The sequence below is a fragment of the Kitasatospora sp. NPDC059795 genome (genome assembly GCF_042732175.1).
In the GTDB taxonomy this organism is placed as follows: Bacteria; Actinomycetota; Actinomycetes; order Streptomycetales; family Streptomycetaceae; genus Kitasatospora.
Genome location: NZ_JBHWID010000001.1, coordinates 607,889 through 626,149, shown reverse-complemented (window position 1 = coordinate 626,149; position 18,261 = coordinate 607,889). Strand labels below are relative to the sequence as shown.

Annotated in this window: 16 protein-coding genes; 2 read left to right on the top strand and 14 right to left on the bottom strand. The window is 69.6% G+C overall.

Translation table 11 applies throughout. The features are described from left to right. Positions 1-14 precede the first annotated feature (14 nt). The 6 genes from ACFV4P_RS02995 to ACFV4P_RS02970 all read right to left on the bottom strand — a co-directional run bounded on the left by ACFV4P_RS02995 (position 15) and on the right by ACFV4P_RS02970 (position 5,310). Positions 15-1,151: a hypothetical protein gene (locus ACFV4P_RS02995; protein ID WP_380466631.1), complete on the bottom strand. Its 1,137-nt coding sequence runs from the start codon at positions 1,149-1,151 to the stop codon at positions 15-17. A 303-nt stretch (positions 1,152-1,454) separates the two neighbouring features. Next, a complete protein-coding gene (locus ACFV4P_RS02990) occupies positions 1,455-2,555 on the bottom strand; it encodes an AAA family ATPase (RefSeq protein WP_380466629.1) in 1,101 nt (366 codons plus the stop codon). Between the two features lie 31 nt (positions 2,556-2,586). After that, positions 2,587-2,952 carry a hypothetical protein gene (locus ACFV4P_RS02985; protein ID WP_380466628.1) on the bottom strand — a complete coding sequence of 122 codons (366 nt, stop codon included), beginning with the start codon at positions 2,950-2,952 and terminating at the stop codon, positions 2,587-2,589. Positions 2,953-3,157: 205 nt separating this feature from the next. Continuing rightward, entirely contained in the window at positions 3,158-3,841 is a 684-nt protein-coding gene (locus ACFV4P_RS02980; protein WP_380466626.1) for a hypothetical protein, read from the bottom strand. A gap of 357 nt (positions 3,842-4,198) precedes the next feature. Beyond that, complete coding sequence (locus tag ACFV4P_RS02975) at positions 4,199-4,420, bottom strand: hypothetical protein (RefSeq protein WP_380466625.1); 222 nt, start codon at positions 4,418-4,420, stop codon at positions 4,199-4,201. A 35-nt stretch (positions 4,421-4,455) separates the two neighbouring features. Beyond that, entirely contained in the window at positions 4,456-5,310 is an 855-nt protein-coding gene (locus ACFV4P_RS02970; protein ID WP_380466623.1) for a peptidoglycan-binding protein, read from the bottom strand. A 152-nt stretch (positions 5,311-5,462) separates the two neighbouring features. On the opposite strand from ACFV4P_RS02970, the gene ACFV4P_RS02965 reads away from it, so the two are divergent. Next, a complete protein-coding gene (locus ACFV4P_RS02965) occupies positions 5,463-5,945 on the top strand; it encodes a transposase (RefSeq protein ID WP_380466621.1) in 483 nt (160 codons plus the stop codon). Between the two features lie 106 nt (positions 5,946-6,051). Beyond that, entirely contained in the window at positions 6,052-7,350 is a 1,299-nt protein-coding gene (locus tag ACFV4P_RS02960) for a NucA/NucB deoxyribonuclease domain-containing protein (protein ID WP_380466619.1), read from the top strand. A 9-nt stretch (positions 7,351-7,359) separates the two neighbouring features. Here ACFV4P_RS02960 and ACFV4P_RS02955 read toward each other — a convergent pair whose 3' ends face one another. The 8 genes from ACFV4P_RS02955 to ACFV4P_RS02920 form a co-directional block, all read right to left on the bottom strand. Beyond that, complete coding sequence (locus tag ACFV4P_RS02955) at positions 7,360-7,872, bottom strand: hypothetical protein (RefSeq protein WP_380466615.1); 513 nt, start codon at positions 7,870-7,872, stop codon at positions 7,360-7,362. Between the two features lie 184 nt (positions 7,873-8,056). Continuing rightward, a complete protein-coding gene (locus ACFV4P_RS02950) occupies positions 8,057-8,305 on the bottom strand; it encodes a hypothetical protein (protein WP_380466613.1) in 249 nt (82 codons plus the stop codon). Positions 8,306-8,359: 54 nt separating this feature from the next. Beyond that, positions 8,360-8,719 carry a hypothetical protein gene (locus ACFV4P_RS02945; RefSeq protein ID WP_380466611.1) on the bottom strand — a complete coding sequence of 120 codons (360 nt, stop codon included), beginning with the start codon at positions 8,717-8,719 and terminating at the stop codon, positions 8,360-8,362. Between the two features lie 63 nt (positions 8,720-8,782). After that, complete coding sequence (locus ACFV4P_RS02940) at positions 8,783-10,792, bottom strand: hypothetical protein (RefSeq protein ID WP_380466609.1); 2,010 nt, start codon at positions 10,790-10,792, stop codon at positions 8,783-8,785. Between the two features lie 2 nt (positions 10,793-10,794). Continuing rightward, complete coding sequence (locus tag ACFV4P_RS02935) at positions 10,795-11,880, bottom strand: hypothetical protein (RefSeq protein WP_380466607.1); 1,086 nt, start codon at positions 11,878-11,880, stop codon at positions 10,795-10,797. Further along, positions 11,880-12,812, bottom strand: coding sequence for a hypothetical protein (locus tag ACFV4P_RS02930; RefSeq protein WP_380466605.1), 933 nt, complete (start codon positions 12,810-12,812; stop codon positions 11,880-11,882). The genes ACFV4P_RS02935 and ACFV4P_RS02930 overlap by 1 nt, the downstream gene beginning before the upstream one ends. A 30-nt stretch (positions 12,813-12,842) precedes the next feature. After that, positions 12,843-13,754, bottom strand: a complete 912-nt coding sequence (locus ACFV4P_RS02925) for a hypothetical protein (RefSeq protein WP_380466603.1) — start codon at positions 13,752-13,754, stop codon at positions 12,843-12,845. After that, the gene (locus tag ACFV4P_RS02920) at positions 13,754-17,926 is read right to left on the bottom strand and encodes a phage tail tape measure protein (protein ID WP_380466601.1); all 4,173 of its coding nucleotides are present in this window, start codon (positions 17,924-17,926) and stop codon (positions 13,754-13,756) included. Before ACFV4P_RS02920 ends, ACFV4P_RS02925 begins: the two co-directional genes overlap by 1 nt. Between the last annotated feature and the right edge of the window lie 335 nt (positions 17,927-18,261).

Below are 18,261 nucleotides of genomic sequence, written 5' to 3'. Positions count from 1 at the left end.
TGGCCGGGCCGCGCTCACTCGCGTGCCGCGCGCACGTCGATACGCCGCGGGGACCGCTTCACCACGGTCCGCATCGGCACCGCGATACCCGCCGTCACCAGCGCCTTCACCATGCGGGCCTCGTCCGGGACCATCGGGATCGGCGCTTCGAGCGTGTCGAACAGCTCGATCATCGCCCTGAGGTCGGGCTGCTGCTCCTTCTTCTCCTTCCCGCCCCAGCCAAGGACATTGGCCCCGTACCGGCCCGGATCGGAGCCGTCCACCGACTTTCGGGCGAACACCTTCCTCTTGTCCGCGTCCGACCACTGCCGGTGCGCCGCCACGTAGTCGGCCAGGTGTGCGGCCACGTCCTCGTCGCTGTGGACCAGATTCGCCTGCACCGGCCGCCCGTCCGCCGGCGCGCCCCAGCACGCTGTGGCGAACGGGCAGAAGTCGCAGGCCGCGTCGATCCCGGGCCCGAGGAAGTCACGTCGCGCCTGCTCGGGATGCTCGGTCTCCGCGACCCGCTGGAGCCACCACACCGCTTCCTCGGCGATCTCCGGGTCGTAGGGGACCTCCTGGACGAACTCCTCGCCGTTGTCGCGGCAGATGAACCGCAGCCGGATCTTCTCGACCCTGATCGGGCCGAGCCGGGCCAGGACCCGCTGACCGTTCGCGTCCTCGAACCCCGCCGTGTTCAGCAGCCGGACGTACGTCATCACCTGCCGCAGCTCCGGCGCCGTCGCCCCGTACCGCACCGTCTCGTCCCACCGGTACACGGTGCGGGTCTTGATCTCCTCCACCGTGTTTTCGTCGGCGGGCACCGTGGGCCGCATCCGACGCGGCAGCTGGCGGGCCGTCACCCGGTCGAGCTGCATGATGTCGACGGAGCCCCGCACCGAGGAATCGGCGACCTTCTTCTCCGTCAACCAGCCGAACTCCTTGCGGGCGGCGGTCGTCAGGCCCTCGTGGATGTAGGTGCCGAGCATCGCGGCGGCGCTGATGACGTGGTCGGTCGGCTCCCAGCCGTGCACCTTGTAGGCGGCGCGGCGCTCACAGGCGGTGTCGGACGCGCCGAGCTGGCGCTGCCGGGAGCGGGGCCGGGCACGGTCGATCGCGTCGGCGGCGACCCAGATGGACGGCCACGGATCGGTGATCGTCGAGGTGGACATGGTCGTGCTGCTCCAAGAGGTCATGAAGAAAGAGGGGCGCGCCGGCGCAGCCGGGGCCCCGAACGAAGAAGGCCGTTGCCGTCGCGGTCAGTTGCCGGGCAGGCAGTCGCAGGGCGGCACGCACACGCAGGCGGCGCACCGGGGGCACCAGTCCTCGGGCGGCATGCCGCACTCGCGGCAGCAGTCGCAGCGGTCGCCGCAGGCCGGGCTGGCACAAGGCCAAGCGGGCACAGGAATGTTGTCGTTCATCGTGGAGCCCGCCGGCCGGACTGCCCTCCGTGTCGGGCAGTCCGGCCGAGCGGGTCAAGCGGCGGCTGCCTGCTCGCCGAGGACTTCGGCGTCGGCCTCGGCCTGCTGCGCCTCGGCAGCGGCCCGCAGCCGTGCGGCGTCACTGCCGGGCTCGTCGTCGATCGTGGTCGGCGGCGCGGCCAACTCCCCCACACGCGCCTGCACGGCCAGGCGCACGGTCTTCCACTCGGCCTCGGACAGGGCGGTCTCGGGTCCAGGCCCGGCGTTCAGCTCGTTCCACAGGTCCACGCAGGCGTCCCGGTCGGCCGCCTCCGCGATGCGCTTCATCCACGGACCGGTGCGGTCCCCGGTCAGCTCGGGCATGTCCCGGGGCTGGCTCTCGATCGAGCAGCCGAGCATCTCGAACACCAGCTTCTCGTAGGAGAAGTGAGGCAGCGGCATGGGCTTGCCGCTCTCGACGCGGAACCGCAGGGTGCGGGCCCGGATGAGCTCGGTGGGCTGGTCGCGCCTCATCCTGACCCAGACGGTGCTGTCGAAGCCGAGGTCCTTCTGCGCGGAGACCTTCCACTCCCTGACGGGACGGCCCCGCACGACGAGCGGCTGCCCGTTGCCGTCGGTGGCGGAGATCTCCTTGCCGCGGGCGAGCATGATGGCGATGCCCGGCATCGTCTGGAGCATGTGGACGATCCGGTACCAGCGCGTGGTGGTGTCGTTCCAGAGGTGGCGGCCGACGTCGATCGTCGCGTCCGGGTTCTCGGCGAGCCGGGCGCGGTTGCTGTTGCTGCGCTTGGCCCGCTCGTAGGTCCAGGTGGACAGCGTCTTCCACAGTGCCGAGCCGGAGTCGATGACGAAGACGACGGGCTTCTCGCCGGCGGCGGCCGCCCGGTGGGCCTCCCACCAGACCGCTTCGACCTGGTCGGCGATGGACTGGTAAGAGCCGTCGTGGACGATCACCTCGAACTTCGCCCCGGGGATGCCGGCGTACTCGTCGGCGGAGCCCTCCGCCAGGTCCATCACGTACATCTGGCCGACGCGGTCGCTGCCGCTGAACTCGATGGCGCTGTATGTCTTTCCAGCGCCTTCGTCGCCTTCCACCAGGATGAACGGCCAGGGCACGATGCCGGTGGGCCGGCGGGAGTTGAGCTTGGGGGGCACGGGTTGTTCTCCAAGAGGTCATGGTGGTGCGTCAGTCCGCGCGCAGGGCACGGACTTCGAAGTAGGGCGCCCACTCCGGGTGCTGCTCGATGAGCAGGCGGGCGTAGCGCGACCTGTAGTCGTTGTTCAGCCGGAAGTCGTCGTCGGCGGAGAGGGTGGCGCGGCCGTAGGAGTAGCGGACGAGCTCGAACAGCATCCCGAGGCTGACCTTGGTGAACTTCGCGTCGATGCACTCGGCGGTCAGTCGCTCCAGGTCGGCGAGCACCCACCCGTTGAGGGCGTGGAATTGCTCGAACCGCTCCTGGATGGTCTGCTGTCGCGCGGTTCCGGTCGCCGGCTGGACGACGCGGCGCACGGTTTCCAGACCGGGCAGCTGCTCTTGCAGGACTGCGGACATCGCTACTCCCCTCATGGTGATGGGGATACTACGAAGAATCCACATGTATGTCTAACGGGAGACCGACCCCGAGCAGGGGGTTCGGTCGACCCCTCCGCCCGATCGGCGGCAGGGAGGGGATCGTGCAGACATGGCGACTCCGGCTCGAAGGAGGGGCCGGATCGCCCCTCGTTAAGTAAACTCTATACTCAACGAGTGGGAGTGGTCAACTCCCCTCCGAAGCCCCTTCCGAGCCTTCCGGCCCCGTGGGCTCCCGGAGGGCCTGCTTCTGCGACTGCTCCTTCCGGAGCTCCTCCCTCCGCTCGGCCGTACGCCCCTTCCCCGATGTGATGCGCGACCCCGGCCCGTCGTAGGTTCGCCCCTCCAGCGCCTTCTCCACCTCCGGAATCACCACCAGCGGCCGGGACTTCGGCCTCTCCCGCATCCGCTCCAGGCCGGCGAGCGCGCTCGGCAGCCGCCACAGCGGGGAACCCGACAGCCGCCAGTCCGGCGTGAGCACCCCCGCCTTCATCGCATCGGTGATCAGCTTCGCCTTCGTCGGATCCTCGCCCGTCAGCGCCAGGATTTCCTGGACGCCGACGATCGGCGGCAGGCTGTTCGCCCGTACCGCCATCACCACCTTCTCGTTCGCGCCCGGGGCCTGCTCGGCGATGAGCTGCTTCACGTAGTCCATGTCTGGCGTCTTCTGGCGCTCCGGGGTGTCACCCCACGCCAGCACGAACCCGATCGGCCAGTAGGCCCGCCCCGAGACGATCGCCGCCTCGTCGTAGTCCAGCACCCCCCGCTGAATCCACTGCGCCGTGTTGCGCGCCGGCCCGCCGAACACCGCGGCGAACTCCTGCGCCCCAACCAGGACCACGGGCGTCGTCCTCGCCTTTTCCTGTTCCACTCTCCACTCCTCACATAGATGAGTATCAAGTTTACGCGCCGGGGTCGGGGTGAGCCGATCGCTGATCGCCAGGTGCGCCCCGTCCGGGCCGGATGCGGCGGCCCAGCCTCCTTGATGGAACGTCATGATCGTTGGCCGCAGAGGGTCGATCCGCTGCTGTTACAGTGGGGGTATCCAAGAGGTCAGGCCCCCATCCCTAGGGATGGGGGCCTGGTCGTTTCCCGGGCGATGCGGGCCTGCCATCCTCTCCCGGCGCACCCGGCGCGGGCCGCTGTTCACGCACGGCACGGCGTCGAGCAGCCGGGCCCGCGGGCCCGGCGTCGGTCACGGCGTCGGTAGCGCGGCTTTCCCGCCCGGCTACTGCGGCGGCCGGGCGTAGCCGAGCAGCCAGCCCCAGCCCGGCGACAGGTAGTGCTCGGCGAAGCGGAACACCGCGTAGTAGGCGAAGCTCGCCACGGGCGCGACCACGCCGGCCAGGGCGGCCGGGTCGAGGTCGAGGCCGTACCGGGCGGCGAGGGCGATCAGCCAGCCGACCAGCGACGGCACGCCGATGCGCAGCAGGGACACGTACACGTTCAAGGGGCTCCTCAGGTGGGTCCGGTTCGGGGGCGGGGTCAGGACCACAGGCGTCGCCAGGTCTCCGGGCCGGGCAGGCCGTCGGCGTCCTGGCCGGTCCAGCCCTGGGCGCGCTGGAAGCTGGCGACGTTCTGCCGGTCGGCTTCGCCCCACGACGGGGACGGGCCGACCTTGTAGGCGGCGCCGAAGCCGCGGCGGACCAACTGCTGGCCGAGCGCGAGGATGCTGCTGTTGGACTTGCCGGGCCCGAAGGCGTCCCGGCCGGGGAACGACGGCGGCGTGGACGGCTGCGGTGCGGGACGGCCGCCGAGCCGGGCCGCGACTCGGGCCCGGAATTCGTTCATGTCGATGCCGCGGGGGTCCGGCTTGCCCGGCTGCCATTCCTTGTGACCGATGACGGACCGCTCGGTCCAGCCGTGCGCCCGGCACACGGCCGCGGCGGCACGTACCATCGCCTCGACCTGCACGCCCGGCCAACTCTCGCCGCCAGTACCGGTGTTGACGCATTCGAAGCCGTAGAACCGCGAGTTGCCGTCGGTGTTGGCCTGGTCGGCCGGCGGCAGGGCGCGCTCGGCGATCACGGCGGCGAGTACGTCTCCGTCGCCCGCGCCGGCGTGGTTGGTCCGGCCGTAGCCGACCAGGTGCACGCCGCCGTCACGGTCGATGACACCGTGACACAGCGGACCCGGAAGCCCGTCGTAGCCATCCCGGCAGATCTGCACCGAAGTGCCGGTCCCGGAGGTCGCGGTGTGGTGAATCACCACTCCGTGCACCGACCCCCATGCGCCCTTCTGATTGCGGTTGTGATGACGCCAGTCGCCGACCTCGGTGACGGAAATCCCCTCACTGCGGAGGGAGTTGAGGAAAGTATCTGCGGTCAGGGGTGCTGCCATGGCTGTTCGCTTTTCTCCCCCGCGCCTGCCAAGCATATATTCCGGTCCGCTGCCGCGAACTGGTACTCCAGCAGGACTTCGACGTTTTGCCTGTTCAGAGCAGGCCCGAGCGGTGGGTGCAGCGGTCTGATGGTTCATCAGGGGCGGTCTTCATGAGGCCGCCCCTCGATCGTTTGCAGGCGACGTTGGTAATGGCAGTGTCGGGGCAGCCTCCCGGCGTGATCAACGAGCCTGCGGCCGAGATTTGGGACAACGAACTCGGAGATCTCTTCCTCCGAGTCGGCCGCCGCTTCAGCCGAGTGGAACCACGCCGCCGGATGCGTGACTACGTCAGCGGCCTGCTCGGTGCGATCGGCCGCAAGAACGGCTGGCAGCTTGCCGAATACGCCGGGCACGCCACCCCCTACGGCCTCCAGCACCTGCCCGCTGACGCTCGCTGGGACGCGGACGAGGTCCGCGACGAACTCCAGCACCGTGTCGCCGAACACCTCGGCGAGAGCGACGGGGTCCTGATCATCGACGACACCAGCTTCGTCAAGAAGGGCACCACCTCCGCTTGCGGCGGGCTCGCCATAAGCGCGCCACGACTGGCCGCCCGGTCCGGCCAGTCATCGCCTAGAACAAGCCAAGAATGAACACCGCCATATTGATCAACTCAAACCCCGAGTAGGATTTTCGCAGGAATTAGGTCAATCATGCTTGGGGGTAGGATTGAATATCCAATGGCATCGCCTCGCGCTGGTGTTCGCGCTGACTGCGACGACTGCATTGACTGCGGCCGCGCCTGTTTCCGCAGAAATTCGCGGGACCATATCCATCGTCTCCTTCTCAAGCCCTGACCCCTCTATCACCGTGGAGATCGGGGAGAGCATTTCGCGAGTCCGGGAGCGATTCTCCGAAGCAGGTGCGGTAGAAATTGGAGACGTAGCATCTCCGGCGGCCGGCATCAAGCCGAGCCCTTCAATTGGCGAGAGTGAATCCTCGCCCCAGCGCGTGCCAAACGCTGTAGCAGGCAACACAGCGGGAATCACGGGCATTGTCGACTTCAATGCCTGTCGAGCGATCCCCGATGCCGGAATCCGCGAAGGGAAGATCACATCTCGGTATGACTTCTGCCGCTATCAGACGATCTCCTCCACTGCAATCAACACGAACGGTCAGGTCATCGGGACGATCAGCTTCCTGCAGACCGAGGTAACAACGGGATCCAACGGAACCAGGGACGTCGTCAGTAGCGTCGAAATCAGTAACATCCGCTACAGCGGCGTCTATACAGCCGCCAGCGAAATCCAGATATACAAGCTAGCCGGCACCGGTGCGAATGACCCAGAGTGCGCCGTATCAGGCGGAACCAACCCTTACACCGCAACGGCCGCCCAGTTGCAAGGAAACGGATTCTTCGGAATGAACGTAACGTCTCCGCCAACCGTCGGAGACGGGGATGACAAGATCAAGGTTTGCAATATCCAATGGTTCTACAAGATATTCTTCCCCGCCGGCACCACCCCCACTCCGTGGCTCTCCGGCGGGTTTAGCACGGTCCGATTCGACTCGGCATCCTACCTGCCCTCCAAGCAGGGCGTTGTATTCAGCGAGCTAACTCCCACGATGACCATGAGCATGAGCGACGCGCGCGTCAAGGGAGTCGCCCAGCACATCAACCAGGCATTCACCGACCCGGGAAGCACGCTTCCAGTGAAGTCCGACAATTCCCCCAAGGTTATCCCGGGGAGCGCCCAACAGGGATCCACGCTATCGCGCCTCTACTCCAAAGCCAACCCGGTGGCCGCCCAGGCGTTTGCCGACAATCGCAGTGCCGTAAGCACGGCATGCACCCCCTTGCCTCACGCTCCGCTCGAGCAGTGTGACGAATTCCCGTTCGCATCGACATGGGAGGGGGCGGGCGTCGGTAACGGAAACTTCTCCGTCAAGTATGTCAGCGCGACTGAAAACAGCAACGCGGGATACGACCTTGGAAATTTCTACGGTTCGCAGCGAGTTCTTCACAACGACAAATTCAAGGTCTTGATTACCCCGTAGGGCAGTCGGTCACTGACAGGGCGAGAAGTAGAACCAGTATTCTTCAAGGTCCTCAGGCGCACCGAGGGGGCTCTCCTCAAAAGGGAGAGCCCCCTCCGGCCTCCTGCGGAAGATCTGCAGCCACAAGGCCGACTGCGGTTCACCGAGCTCTAGCTCGACACCAGCCGGACCCGAGAAAAGTGACCATAGCTCCACTGCGGCACCCCGAGTCACGTAGCGGTACGCGCCGATCATTTCCCAGCCGTGCGCCGTTGCGACAGCTTCCTGACCATACTCCAGGGTGACTGAGGCGTAATGGTCCTTGTGCAGGCTCCGCACTTTGACACGACCTTCATCGACGGTGGCAAAGGATGGATGGTCCGCGATCTCCAGAGCCATCCAAGAACCGCCCCCTTCATCGAAGGGGTCGTCCTCCCAGAGGCCGAACTGGCTGTTCTCGACCGACACCTTGCCGCTGACCCGCCTTAACGTACTCATGCCCCACATCGTGCCATGGGCAGTACGGCCCACGAGGGAGTTCATAGAAGGTGATGCTAGGCGCGGGCGGTGGCGCAAGGTTCCACCCGCCCGAACACACCCGCAATCCGGGCCATGGCCTGGTCGAACAACGCCCGCCATCGGGCAGGGTCTACGCTATGGCCCGCGGCCACCGCGCGATCTTCAAGAGTCGACACAACCCTTGATCATCTCGCGGTGGCCGCACGCATCAGGCGTCGTAGTACTCGCCGTCGTCGCCCTGGACCCGCGCGTCCAGCACCTTCGCCACCTGGCACATCGTCGCGATCACCGCGTCGCTCGGGTTCTTGGACACGATCCGGCCGGCGGTCCACCATAGCGGTGCCATCGCGAGGCCGGAATCATCAGCGAATACCGCTTCCCACTCCACCCTGCTGATGTCCTGGCCCTCTTCGGCCCACCAGTCCACACGCCGTGTGATGTGCACGTCGTAGCCCATGGTCAGCCAGGGTAGACCGGGAAACCGACATGATCGCGAAGTCGCACTGGAGTACTAGGTGTGCTTGCCCTGCGCCAAGAGCCACAGTTGGAGGATCGCCACGACGACCGGCGCGACGAACGCGCCAACCAACCAGCGGCGTGCAGCTGACGCTGCGTCTTCGGCGTCCTCCCGGGCCTGGCGCTCCGACGCAAGGTCGCGTTCGACCACGTCGAGACGCTGCCCCAGGAGCCGCTGGTCCGCGTGGTACACGTCCTTGGTCACCGACTGCTCCAACCTGACCGCGAGTGCCTGAAGGTCACTACGAAGGTCCTCGCGGAGACCGGCGATCGAGTCGCGCTGGTCCTCACGGAGCTGTGTCAGGGATCGCTGGAGTTCCCACAGAGTGGGCTCGGCGGTCGGCGGGACGCTCACGGACTGCTCCTGAACTACGCCCCCGCGCCACCGCTCATCCTACGGCCGCCGGCTGTCACCCCATCAGTCCACACACGACCACCGGATTCCACCGAAGGACAGCCAGCCCCCCAGGTTCCCCGAGGCGCTCCACAACTCGATGTTGCCGTTCGACTGCACGAAGACGTTCCCGTTGACGTTGTTCGATGTCGCAGCCGGAAACACCTCGGACTCTGCGGGGCGCAGCTCCGGGTCGTCGATCGTGGCGATCACCCCGCTCGTCACGCCGGCGGGCACCGACACGATGCCGCGCAACGCCACCGTCCCGTCCGGCATCTTCTTCATGGTGACGGTCCGCCAGCCCCCGAGCTGCCCGCATCCCTGTTTGAACGTCAGCCCCTTCCAGGTGCCGCTGCCGACGACGAGGCCGCCGCCGACGTTCACGTTGCCGCCCTGGAGCCGCAGGCCGGTGCCGGTCTGAAGCAGGACTTCGCCGAGCACGGCCTTGACGGTCAGCCCGGAGGAGCTGAGGTACAGGCTGGCGATCTGGTCGGCGAGCTGGACGGACCACGTCTCCGGGTCGAGGTGGGTGATCGCGGTCTTGACGCTGCTGCCGGTGCGGCGAACGCTCAGCTCCACCGAAGCCGGGTCGGTGGGGGACCCGGCGTAGCCCGCGATCATGGCCTGCCCACCGGCGCTGGCCGCCCCGTACACGTCGAGGAGGAATCCGCCTCGCGCGGAGTAGCCGGCCGCGGGGCCACCGGATCTGAGGAGCAGCCGCGGGGTGTGCGCCCCGTCCGTGGTGACCTGGGGGGCAGTCAGGCGTGCCGTCGGCGCACTGCCGTCCGGAGTGCTCTGGACTTCGCCGGTCAGCCGGGCCGGGGCCCGCTCCGCCGCCGCACCGGAGTACAGCAGGGTGGACGGGGCGGCGCTGTTGTCCGTGGGGTCTACCGGCGAGAGCAGCACCCTGCGCCCGGACTGCGCGGTCTGGACCGTTCCGCCGGTGATGGTGCCACCGGTGATGGTGACGCCCTTGATGGTGCGTCCGTCGATGGCGTCGGCGGCCAGCACGGCCGCGGTGACCGCGCCGGCGGCGAGCCTGTCCGCGGTGATCGAGTTGACGGCGAGCTTGTCCGCGGTGATCGACAGCGCCTTGATCTCGCGGCCGGTGATCGCGTCGGCGGCGATCTTCCCCGCGCACACGGCGTCGGCGGCGATCTTCCCCGCGGACACGGAGTTGGAGGTGAGCTTCGACGCGGTGACCGCGCCGGCGGCGAGTTCGGCGGCGGTCACCGCCCCAGCAGCAAGTTTGGCGGTGTTCACCGCGCCTGCGGCGAGCTCGGCCGTGGTGATCGCCTCGGCGGCGATCTCGCGGGAGGTGACGGTGCCCGCCGCGATGGCGGGACCGGTGACCGCGCCCGGCGCGAGCGCGGCCGCTTCCACGGCGGCGGCACCGAGCTTGGCGGCCGTCACAGCGGCGTCGGCGATCGCATCGGCGTTGATCGCGCCCACGGCGACCTTCGCCGCCGTGATCGCCTCGTCGGCGAGGGCGAGTTCGTCGACGATGCCGGCGAGAACTCCGTCGGCGACGACCGGCGCCGGCACGGCCGTCGCGGTGTCGGACGGCGCGGACGCCCGCCCCGAGGTGCTGCGCGCCACCAGCACGATCCACACGGCACTGCTGGCGGGCACGGTGACGATGCCGCCCTGCGGGGTGTCGATGGTGGTGACCAGGGTGGTCGGGCCGGGGGTGAACTCGGCGACGGACGCGGCGTGGACTTCGACACGGGCCAGGTCGAGGGGGCTGGGCGCGCCGTCGGCGAAGGTTCCGTCCCAGCTGGCGCGGACGCCACCGAGGGCCGGAACGGCGGTCGGCGCCGAAGGGGTGGGCGGGACGGGGCCGTTGACGATGTTGATGCCCGTGGTGCCGTCGCCCTGCTGGCCGATGATGGCCCGCAGCTTGCCGTCGGCGGTGACGGTCAACGCGCCGTCGTCCACGGAGGAGTGCGCGAGCGGCGACGCGCGCGACAACTCCCTCAGGGCCTTCTCCAGGGCGGCGATGCGGGCGGCGAGTTCGTCGAGGGCGGTGGGCATGCTCAGGCTCCCGTCGTGTAGGCGCGGGCGAGGCGGAGGGTGGCGGTCTCGGGCTGCTCCCCCTCCGGGGGGTGCAGCGTCCACGCGGCGATGCGGGCCCAGCCCTCGAAGTCGGCCCACTGGTCATGGATCGACAGCCGCACGTCGTCGCCGATCTGCCAGGACCCGATCGGTGCGGCCGGGTGGTCGTAGACGGTGATCTCCTCGACCAGGGCGGTCTGCTGGCGGCGGATCCGCTCGGCGCGTGCGAGTTGGGCGAGGGCGGGCCACCTGGTGACGGACGGCCGGTCAAGAACGTGCTCCAACCGGAGCCGGCCGTCACGCACCGCATCGACGGCGCGGACCTTCACCATGCCGCTGCCGGCGCCGAGGCCGACGACCACCTGCGCGTACTCGTCGGCACTGCTGACGATCTTCGGGTTCTCGGCGACGTTGACGCCGGTGGCGAACCACAGGTCGTCGCGGCGGGTGCCGAGCCTGGGCCAGTCCACGGTGATGGTCCGGGTCGGGCGCTCGCCCTCCCACGCGACGGTCTCCGTCCACTCCGGGCCGTCGTCGATCGCGGTGACGTCGCGGATCACGCTCGACAGCGCGGTGCCCTCCCACGCCTTCACGGTGTACGGCTGTTCCGCGGTGCCCAGCCGGGTCGGGCAACCGGACAGCCGGCGGACATCCACGCCGAGGTCGCCGTCGGGCTGCTCCTGGAGGTACGCCCACGTGTCAACGATGACCCGGCCCGGGTCCGCCTCGATGTACGGGCCGCGCCCGCCGAGGTTGCCGTGCAGGTCGTACCGGCGCGTCGAATATGAGGCGAACCCTGCTGCCTCGATGGGGAGTTCGTCGTCCTGTGGCATCGCGGACCAGATCAGGCCGCCCCACATCAGCCGCTGGTCGCGTTCCGCCCACAGCAGCACCGACCCGGCTTCTGCCTGGGACGGTGCGAGGTGCGCGAACCGCGGGGCGAGGACACCGGACATCCTGCCGGGGCCGTTGAGCTCCGGTCCGAACGCAACGCCCGACAGCGGCAGGTCGTGGACCAGGACCTCGCCGGTGAGGGGGTGCGTCGTGAAGTACCGGTAGACCGCCATCAGTAGGCGCTCTCGATGAACTCGACGTCAAATGTTATCGCCGTGCTCCGGTCCACATCGGCGTTGCCCTTGGCGTCGTTGTACCGACCCGCCTGCAAGCGCAGTTCCTGCTTCTTGCCTCGGAAGCTCGGGTCCAGGTAGGGACTGTCTGCCACCATCACCGTGGTCCTCGACGCGAACGTGGTGGTGTCCATGTCGACCTGGTATTCGTTGCTGAGCCAGCCGTCGCTCCACTTGAGGCGCACACCGAAAAACGTCTCTCCGAAGACGCGGACGCCGGTGAACGTGGCCACCACGTTGGCCCTGGTAGCCCAGATGGGCACGTCGGTGTAGACCCGGGCATCCGGCGGCCAGTTCGTCTGCCACACGCCGGATGCCGGCGGCAGCACCGAGTACGGGAACCCGATGATCTGCTGCAGGGACCGGTCCCGGCGAGGGTTGGCGACCTTCCGCAGGTCGGTGATCATCGCGGCCGTGACGGTGGCACAGTTCGCTGGCAGGGTGATTCGGGCGAGCGGGATCGCGGTCATGCCGGACGGCGGTGCGGTGGTGGTAGCCGAGACGCCGGGTATGACGTGGAGGTACCCGATGTCGTCACGCGCCGGGTCCCGGTTGCCTTCGAATTCGGGGTCCTCGACCCTCAACACCAGCAGGTCGGTTCGGCCGGTGCCGCCGGTCGGGGCGATCGGCACGACGTGGTCGCCACTGTTGGCCTGGGTGTAGGAGCCCTGTCCCCAGGTCGCGCCGGCGATGACGGCGGAGCCGCTGCCGACCCGGACTCCCGGCCCGGGCGTGGACGTGGGCGCCACCTTGAGGTCGCCGCCTTCGGTGATGCCCTGCGCGCCGTGGGACAGGTCTCGGACCATCATCCGCAGGGCTCGGGCGGGGTGGGTGCCGCCGGTGACCATCAGCGGCGGCTGAATGAGCGTCATGTCGGTGTTCTCCGGTACGGGGTGGGGGGGTCAGAGAGCGGAGTACGCGTCGCGCCAGATCAGGGCGAGGCGGGAGGTGCCGGTGGCGTCCTGCGCGGCCCAGCGGACCTCGGAGCGCCCGGGCGGAAGCTGGAACAGGTCGAGTCGGGAGCCGCGGGTGAGAACGGTGGCGGCGGAGCCCTGCCCGTTGCGGACGACGTTGCGGACACCGGGCCGGGTCTCGACGTCGAGGGTTTCGCCGGCGCCGAGCGACACGGCGAAGTTCAGGACCGCGTCCGGCTGGCCGTCGATCCACACGCGCGGGTTGACGACGGGTCCGGTGATCCGCAGCGCCGGCCACGCGGGCCGGTTGCCGGTGTTGACGGCCCATCCGGGCCGGGCCGTCGTTCCGGCGGTGCCGGTGGTCATGGGGGCGCGCAGCGGCGCGGTGATGCCACCGCCCGAGTGCCCGGACGTGTCCAGGGACATGGTGAGGCCCGAGGTGGTGTCGGAGTACCAGGCCGGGTCGGATCCGGCGAAGTTGATCTCGATCGGTATCCAGCCGAACGCGGCGGCGGCGATGCTGACGGCCTGGACGCCGATCAGTCGCCCGTGCTGCCGGCGGGGCAGGCGTCCTGGGCGGCGGATCCGCAGCACGTCCGTGGCACCGGGGGTGAGGCGCACCCGGGTGTCGGCGGCGTTCTCAAGGTCCGCGAGCCGGTCGAACGCGGCTGCGGCGTCGCCGGGTGTGCGGATGCCCGCCCGGATCCGGATCTCGCGCGGCGCGAGCGTGTCACGGCCCGGGTAGGAGCCGTCCTCGCCCGGGATCGCCCGGTCACCGGCGCGCTTTCCGGGCGTGCCGATTCCGTCGATGTCCTCGATCAGGACGTCGGTGCCGTGGCCGATGCGCACACCGGCCACGTCGATCTGCCAGTCCGCGAGGTTGGTGGTGTCGATGGTCATCAGGCCCGCCCTCCGCGCTGAAGGTGACGAAGGCGGCGCATGACGGCGTCGGCGACCTGTTCTCCGGTGATGTTGGTTCCGGACACGGTGATGGGCATCTCGCCGACCAGCGGTGCCGGTGCGGCGCTCTCGCGCACGACCACCGTGGTGGTCGAGCCGCGGCCTGGGGTGAAGTTGGCCGCGCCCCGCACCACACCGGCGGTCCGGGCGGCGTTGACGATCCCGCCGGCGGCCAGGTGCAGGCGACCCGCTGCGCCGTACAGGACGGTCCCGCCGAAGCGCCGCGCGGTCTCCTCCAAGATCGCCTTGGAGCGGGCGCGCTTCGCCGGCGCGAGGGGAATGTACGACTCGCCCATGGTTTCGGGCTCGGCCATCACCCGCCAGGTTCCGGCGGGGACGATCTCCGCGACGTGGTTCTCGGGCCCGCGCGGCGCGCGGATGCCGCCGTCGGCGAAGAACTCCAGGATTCCGCCGTTGGCCTTGCGGGCGGCGAACGGCGAGTCCCACGCGCCGTTGTTGAAGTTCGCGGAGCCCTGCGGGGTCAGGATGATGGGCACGTCGATCCGCGACGGCGCGTTCACGTTGACGTTGATCGTCTTCTGCCCGGGGATGTTCCGCACCGACGCGCCTATGCTGTTCAGCTGCGCCTCGACGGCCGCCATGTCGCCGGACATGAGGGCCTTGGTGAGGTTGGAGGCCGCTTCCGAGCCCTTGGCCTGGGAGACCTGGGCGATCAGCGTGAGCATCGCCTCCCACTGGTCCTTCGACGTGAGACCGGCCTGCTGGAACGCCGAGACGACGTTGCTCAGGTCCGGCGCGTCCATCGGCGGCGACGCCCCCCACAGCGCCTTGAGCTGTGCCATCGCCTTGTCGACATCACCGTCGAGGAGGGCGTTCGCGAGGGCGTTCGCGGCGTCCAGGCCCCGCGCGGTGGCCATCTGGTTGATCAGGTCCAGGCCGTTGCCGAGGTCACGGCGCGCGGTGTCGCTGGCGGCGGTCACCGCCGCGGACATGTCGGCGACCGCCATCTGCTGCATGATCCGCCCGAAAGCCGCGACGTCGTTGGTCTCGGCGGCAGTTGCCCACGCCCTCGCCGTGTCGGCGCCGTACTTGGCGGCGATCTGCGGGACCTGCTCCAGGCCGACCCGGTACGCGGCGGTGGAGCGGCTCGCGCCCTCCTCGATGACGGCGGTCAGCTCGTCGGCGACCTGCCCCTGCCCGTTCTTGATCCTCGTCACGAGGTCGTCGAGCATCCCGGCGGAGGAGACGCCGAGCTGCGCGAAGTGGTCGACCAACTCGGTGTGGCCCATCACCGCGAGTTCGGACAGGTTGCGCTGGAAGTTGCGCTGCGCGTCCAGCTGTCGGCGCAACTCGCCCATGTAGTCGTCGAGCCCGGCGCGGGTGACCTTGGTGAGGTCGGCGAGCTGGTCCGCGGCGCCCTTCTTCCCGGCCTTCAGGTTGTTGACGAGGTCGCGGGCCATGCCGGCGGAGGCGTCGCCGAGCTTGGCGAAGTGGTCGGCGAGCGGCCCGTACCCGCGCGCGGTCAGCTCGTCCAGGTCGCCCTGGAACTGCCGGGCGGCCCGGCCCTGTTCGGTGAGCGTGTCGATGTACCCGCTGATGGACAGCTTCGACACGTCGACCTGCGCGGCACCGGCACGGCTGGATGCGCCCACCTTGTCCTGCGCGGCCTTCCACGCCTCGGCGGGCTGGACGATGTCCCCCAGGGCCTTGCCGAGGGCCTTCATCTCGTCGCTGTACTTCGGCTGGCCATTCTTGTCGGTCGGCAGCGTCAGGTCCGGCGTCCACGCCGCCATGTTGGCGTGCACGGAGCCCTTGACCTTCGCGGTGACGAGGTCCATCGCCGTGGCGGTCTCCGCGTCGGCCTTGACCGCGTCGTCCCACGTCTTGCGCCGCTGGGCGAGGATCTGCTTCGCCTTGTCGAACGACGGGTCGAAGCCCTGGAGTTTGGGGTCCCACGACGCGGCCTTGCCGAGGTCGAGCTTCTCGTTGAGCTTGGCGAGTTTCTCCCCGCCGGCCATCAGGCCGTCGATGACCTCCGTCATCTCCAGGCCTGCGGCCTTCAGCTTCTTCATGTCGTCGCTGTTGGCGAGGGATTCGGCGAGCGCCCGCATTCCGGCACCGACGTCGTGCTGCTCGCGCTCCGCGCGCAGAGCGGCGGTGAGGTCGTCGGTGACGGCCTTCGCCTTCTGCTTGCTCGCCGAGTAGGCGGCGTAGCCGAGGACGCCGATGGCGAGGATGCCGGTCAGTCCGGACACGGCGAGGCTCGCGCCGCGCAGCACCGCGGGAAGTACGGCGCCGCCGGCCTGTGCTTCGGCGGCTGCGGCACGGAACGCCACGAGCTGGGAAGAGAGTTGGGCGACTCCGGCGCGGGTGACGAGGAGCACCGCGCCGAGGGCGACGAGAACGCCCATGGCCGACTTGACCGGTGCCGGGAGGTCGGTGAACGCCCTGGCAACGATGCTGGCGTCCTGGGCGAGTTCCTGGAGGACCGGCAGCAGGACGCGCGCCACGTCCATGCCTGCGGCGGCGGCACGGTTCTTGAACAGGTCGAACTGGCCGCCGACAGTGTCCATCTGGAGCGCGTACGCCTTCTGGGTGGCGTCGGCGCGCTCCACCGCGACCGTGATGGCGTGGTACGTGTCGGCGTAGTTCTTGCCGTCCGCCGCGGCGAGCGCCAGCGCGGCCCGTGTGGCGCGAATGTCCTTGAAAAGATTGACGGTTGCTTCGGCCTGCCCGTCGGTGGCCTCATTGATCTTGCCCATGACGACGAACAGGCCGTCCTGCTGCACCGCGCTGGCCGCGGACTCGTAGCCGAGATCGTGGATCAGCCCGGCGAGGTCCTTCGTGGGCTTCATCAATCTGGTCATCAGCATGTTCAGGCTGGTCGCGGACTCGGCCGCGGGGATGCCGGACAGGGTGATCGCCGCGAGCGCGGCCGACATGTCCTCGAAACTGATCCCGGCGGCGGCGGCCATCGGGACGACGTCGCCGAGCTGCTGCGCCAACTCCTCGAAGCTGATGACGCCCTTGTTGACGGTTTGGAACATAATGTCCATGACGTCGGCGGCCTTCGACGCCGGCATGCCGTAGGCCTTCAGCACGCCGAGCAGCGCCGTCGCCGCGGTCTCCGTGGTCGTCAGACCCGCCGAGGCGCCCATCGCCGACACCTTCAGGATCGACATGGCCTCCGCACCGTCGAACCCGGTCGACACGACCTGGTACAGGCCCTGCGCCAACTGGCTTGCGGTCTGCGGGAGTTCCGTCGAAAGGCGGACGATCTCGTCGGTGAACGCGGCGACGTTCCGGCCGTCGATCTGCTCCGAGATCGTCAGGACGTTGGCCATCTCGCGTTCAAGGGAGATCGCCCCGGCCAGGCCCACCGTGAGGAGCGCGCCGAGCAGCACACCGCCCTTGACGAGGCCGGACACGCGCGCTGCGGTCGCGGCCTGCGCGGCAGCAGCGGCCTCCGTCTGCGCCCGGCCGAGTTCCATCGCCGCCGCGCCGGCGCGCCGGGCCGCCTGTTCCTCCGTCGTCGCGAGCGTCGCGCGGGCCGCACTCGCCGCCGCGGCGGCCTGCGCCGCGCCCGCACTGGTGCGCTCCGCCAGCGCGGCGGCGCGCCCGGCCGCTTCCTGCGCGGCAGCAGCGCGCACGGCCTGAGCGGCCTGCGCCTCACCGGCCCGGACGGCTGATTCTGCGGCGGCGGCGGCGGTGCGCTGCGCCGCGACCGCCCCGGCGCCGACGGTGGCCTGCGCGCGGGCGGCCATCGTCTGGGCGAGTTCCTGTGCCCGCGCAGCACGGGCCGTCGCCTCGATCGCGGCGGTCTGCTCGGCCTGCGCCCGGGCGGCGGTCCGCGCGGCGATGGCCTGCGCCCGCCCGGCCCGCTCGGCGGTGACGCCCGCGGCCTGCTGCGCGGCGGCGGACCGTTCCACCGCCGCGCGTACCGCCTGCTGGGAGGCGACGGCCTGCTCCGCCGCCGCCATCTGAGCGCGGCCGAGCCGGGCGGCGGCGGCCTCTACCCGCTCCAGCTCCGACCGTGTCGCCGACAACTGGCCGTCGAACGCCCGGAGTTGCTGCGCCCCGCCGCGCAGCCCGGTCGTCAGACCGGCCAGCCCCGCCTGGAGCTGGACGTACAGGGTGTAGGCGCCCGCCACCGGGCTGCTCCTATCTGGGCTGCGCCAGCCCGATCTTCACCCCGCGCCCTTCGGCCCCGTCCGGGACCTGCTCCTGCTCCATCTCGATCAGCTCGCAGCCCACACACCGGTGCGTCTGTGCGACGTACGCGTGCCGGTCACCGCCCCGATCCGGGTCCCACTCCTGCGGCCGGGTACCGCACCCCTGGCACACGTCCCGCTGGTATGCGGCCCACGCCGCCGCTTTCTCACGGTCCAGCCCGCTCCACCGGCCGGCGGCAGCTCCCATCAGCTGCGAGTGCGGGATGCGGTACGTCTCGCACAGCTCCATCTCCGCCCGGAAGCCCGGGTCGGAG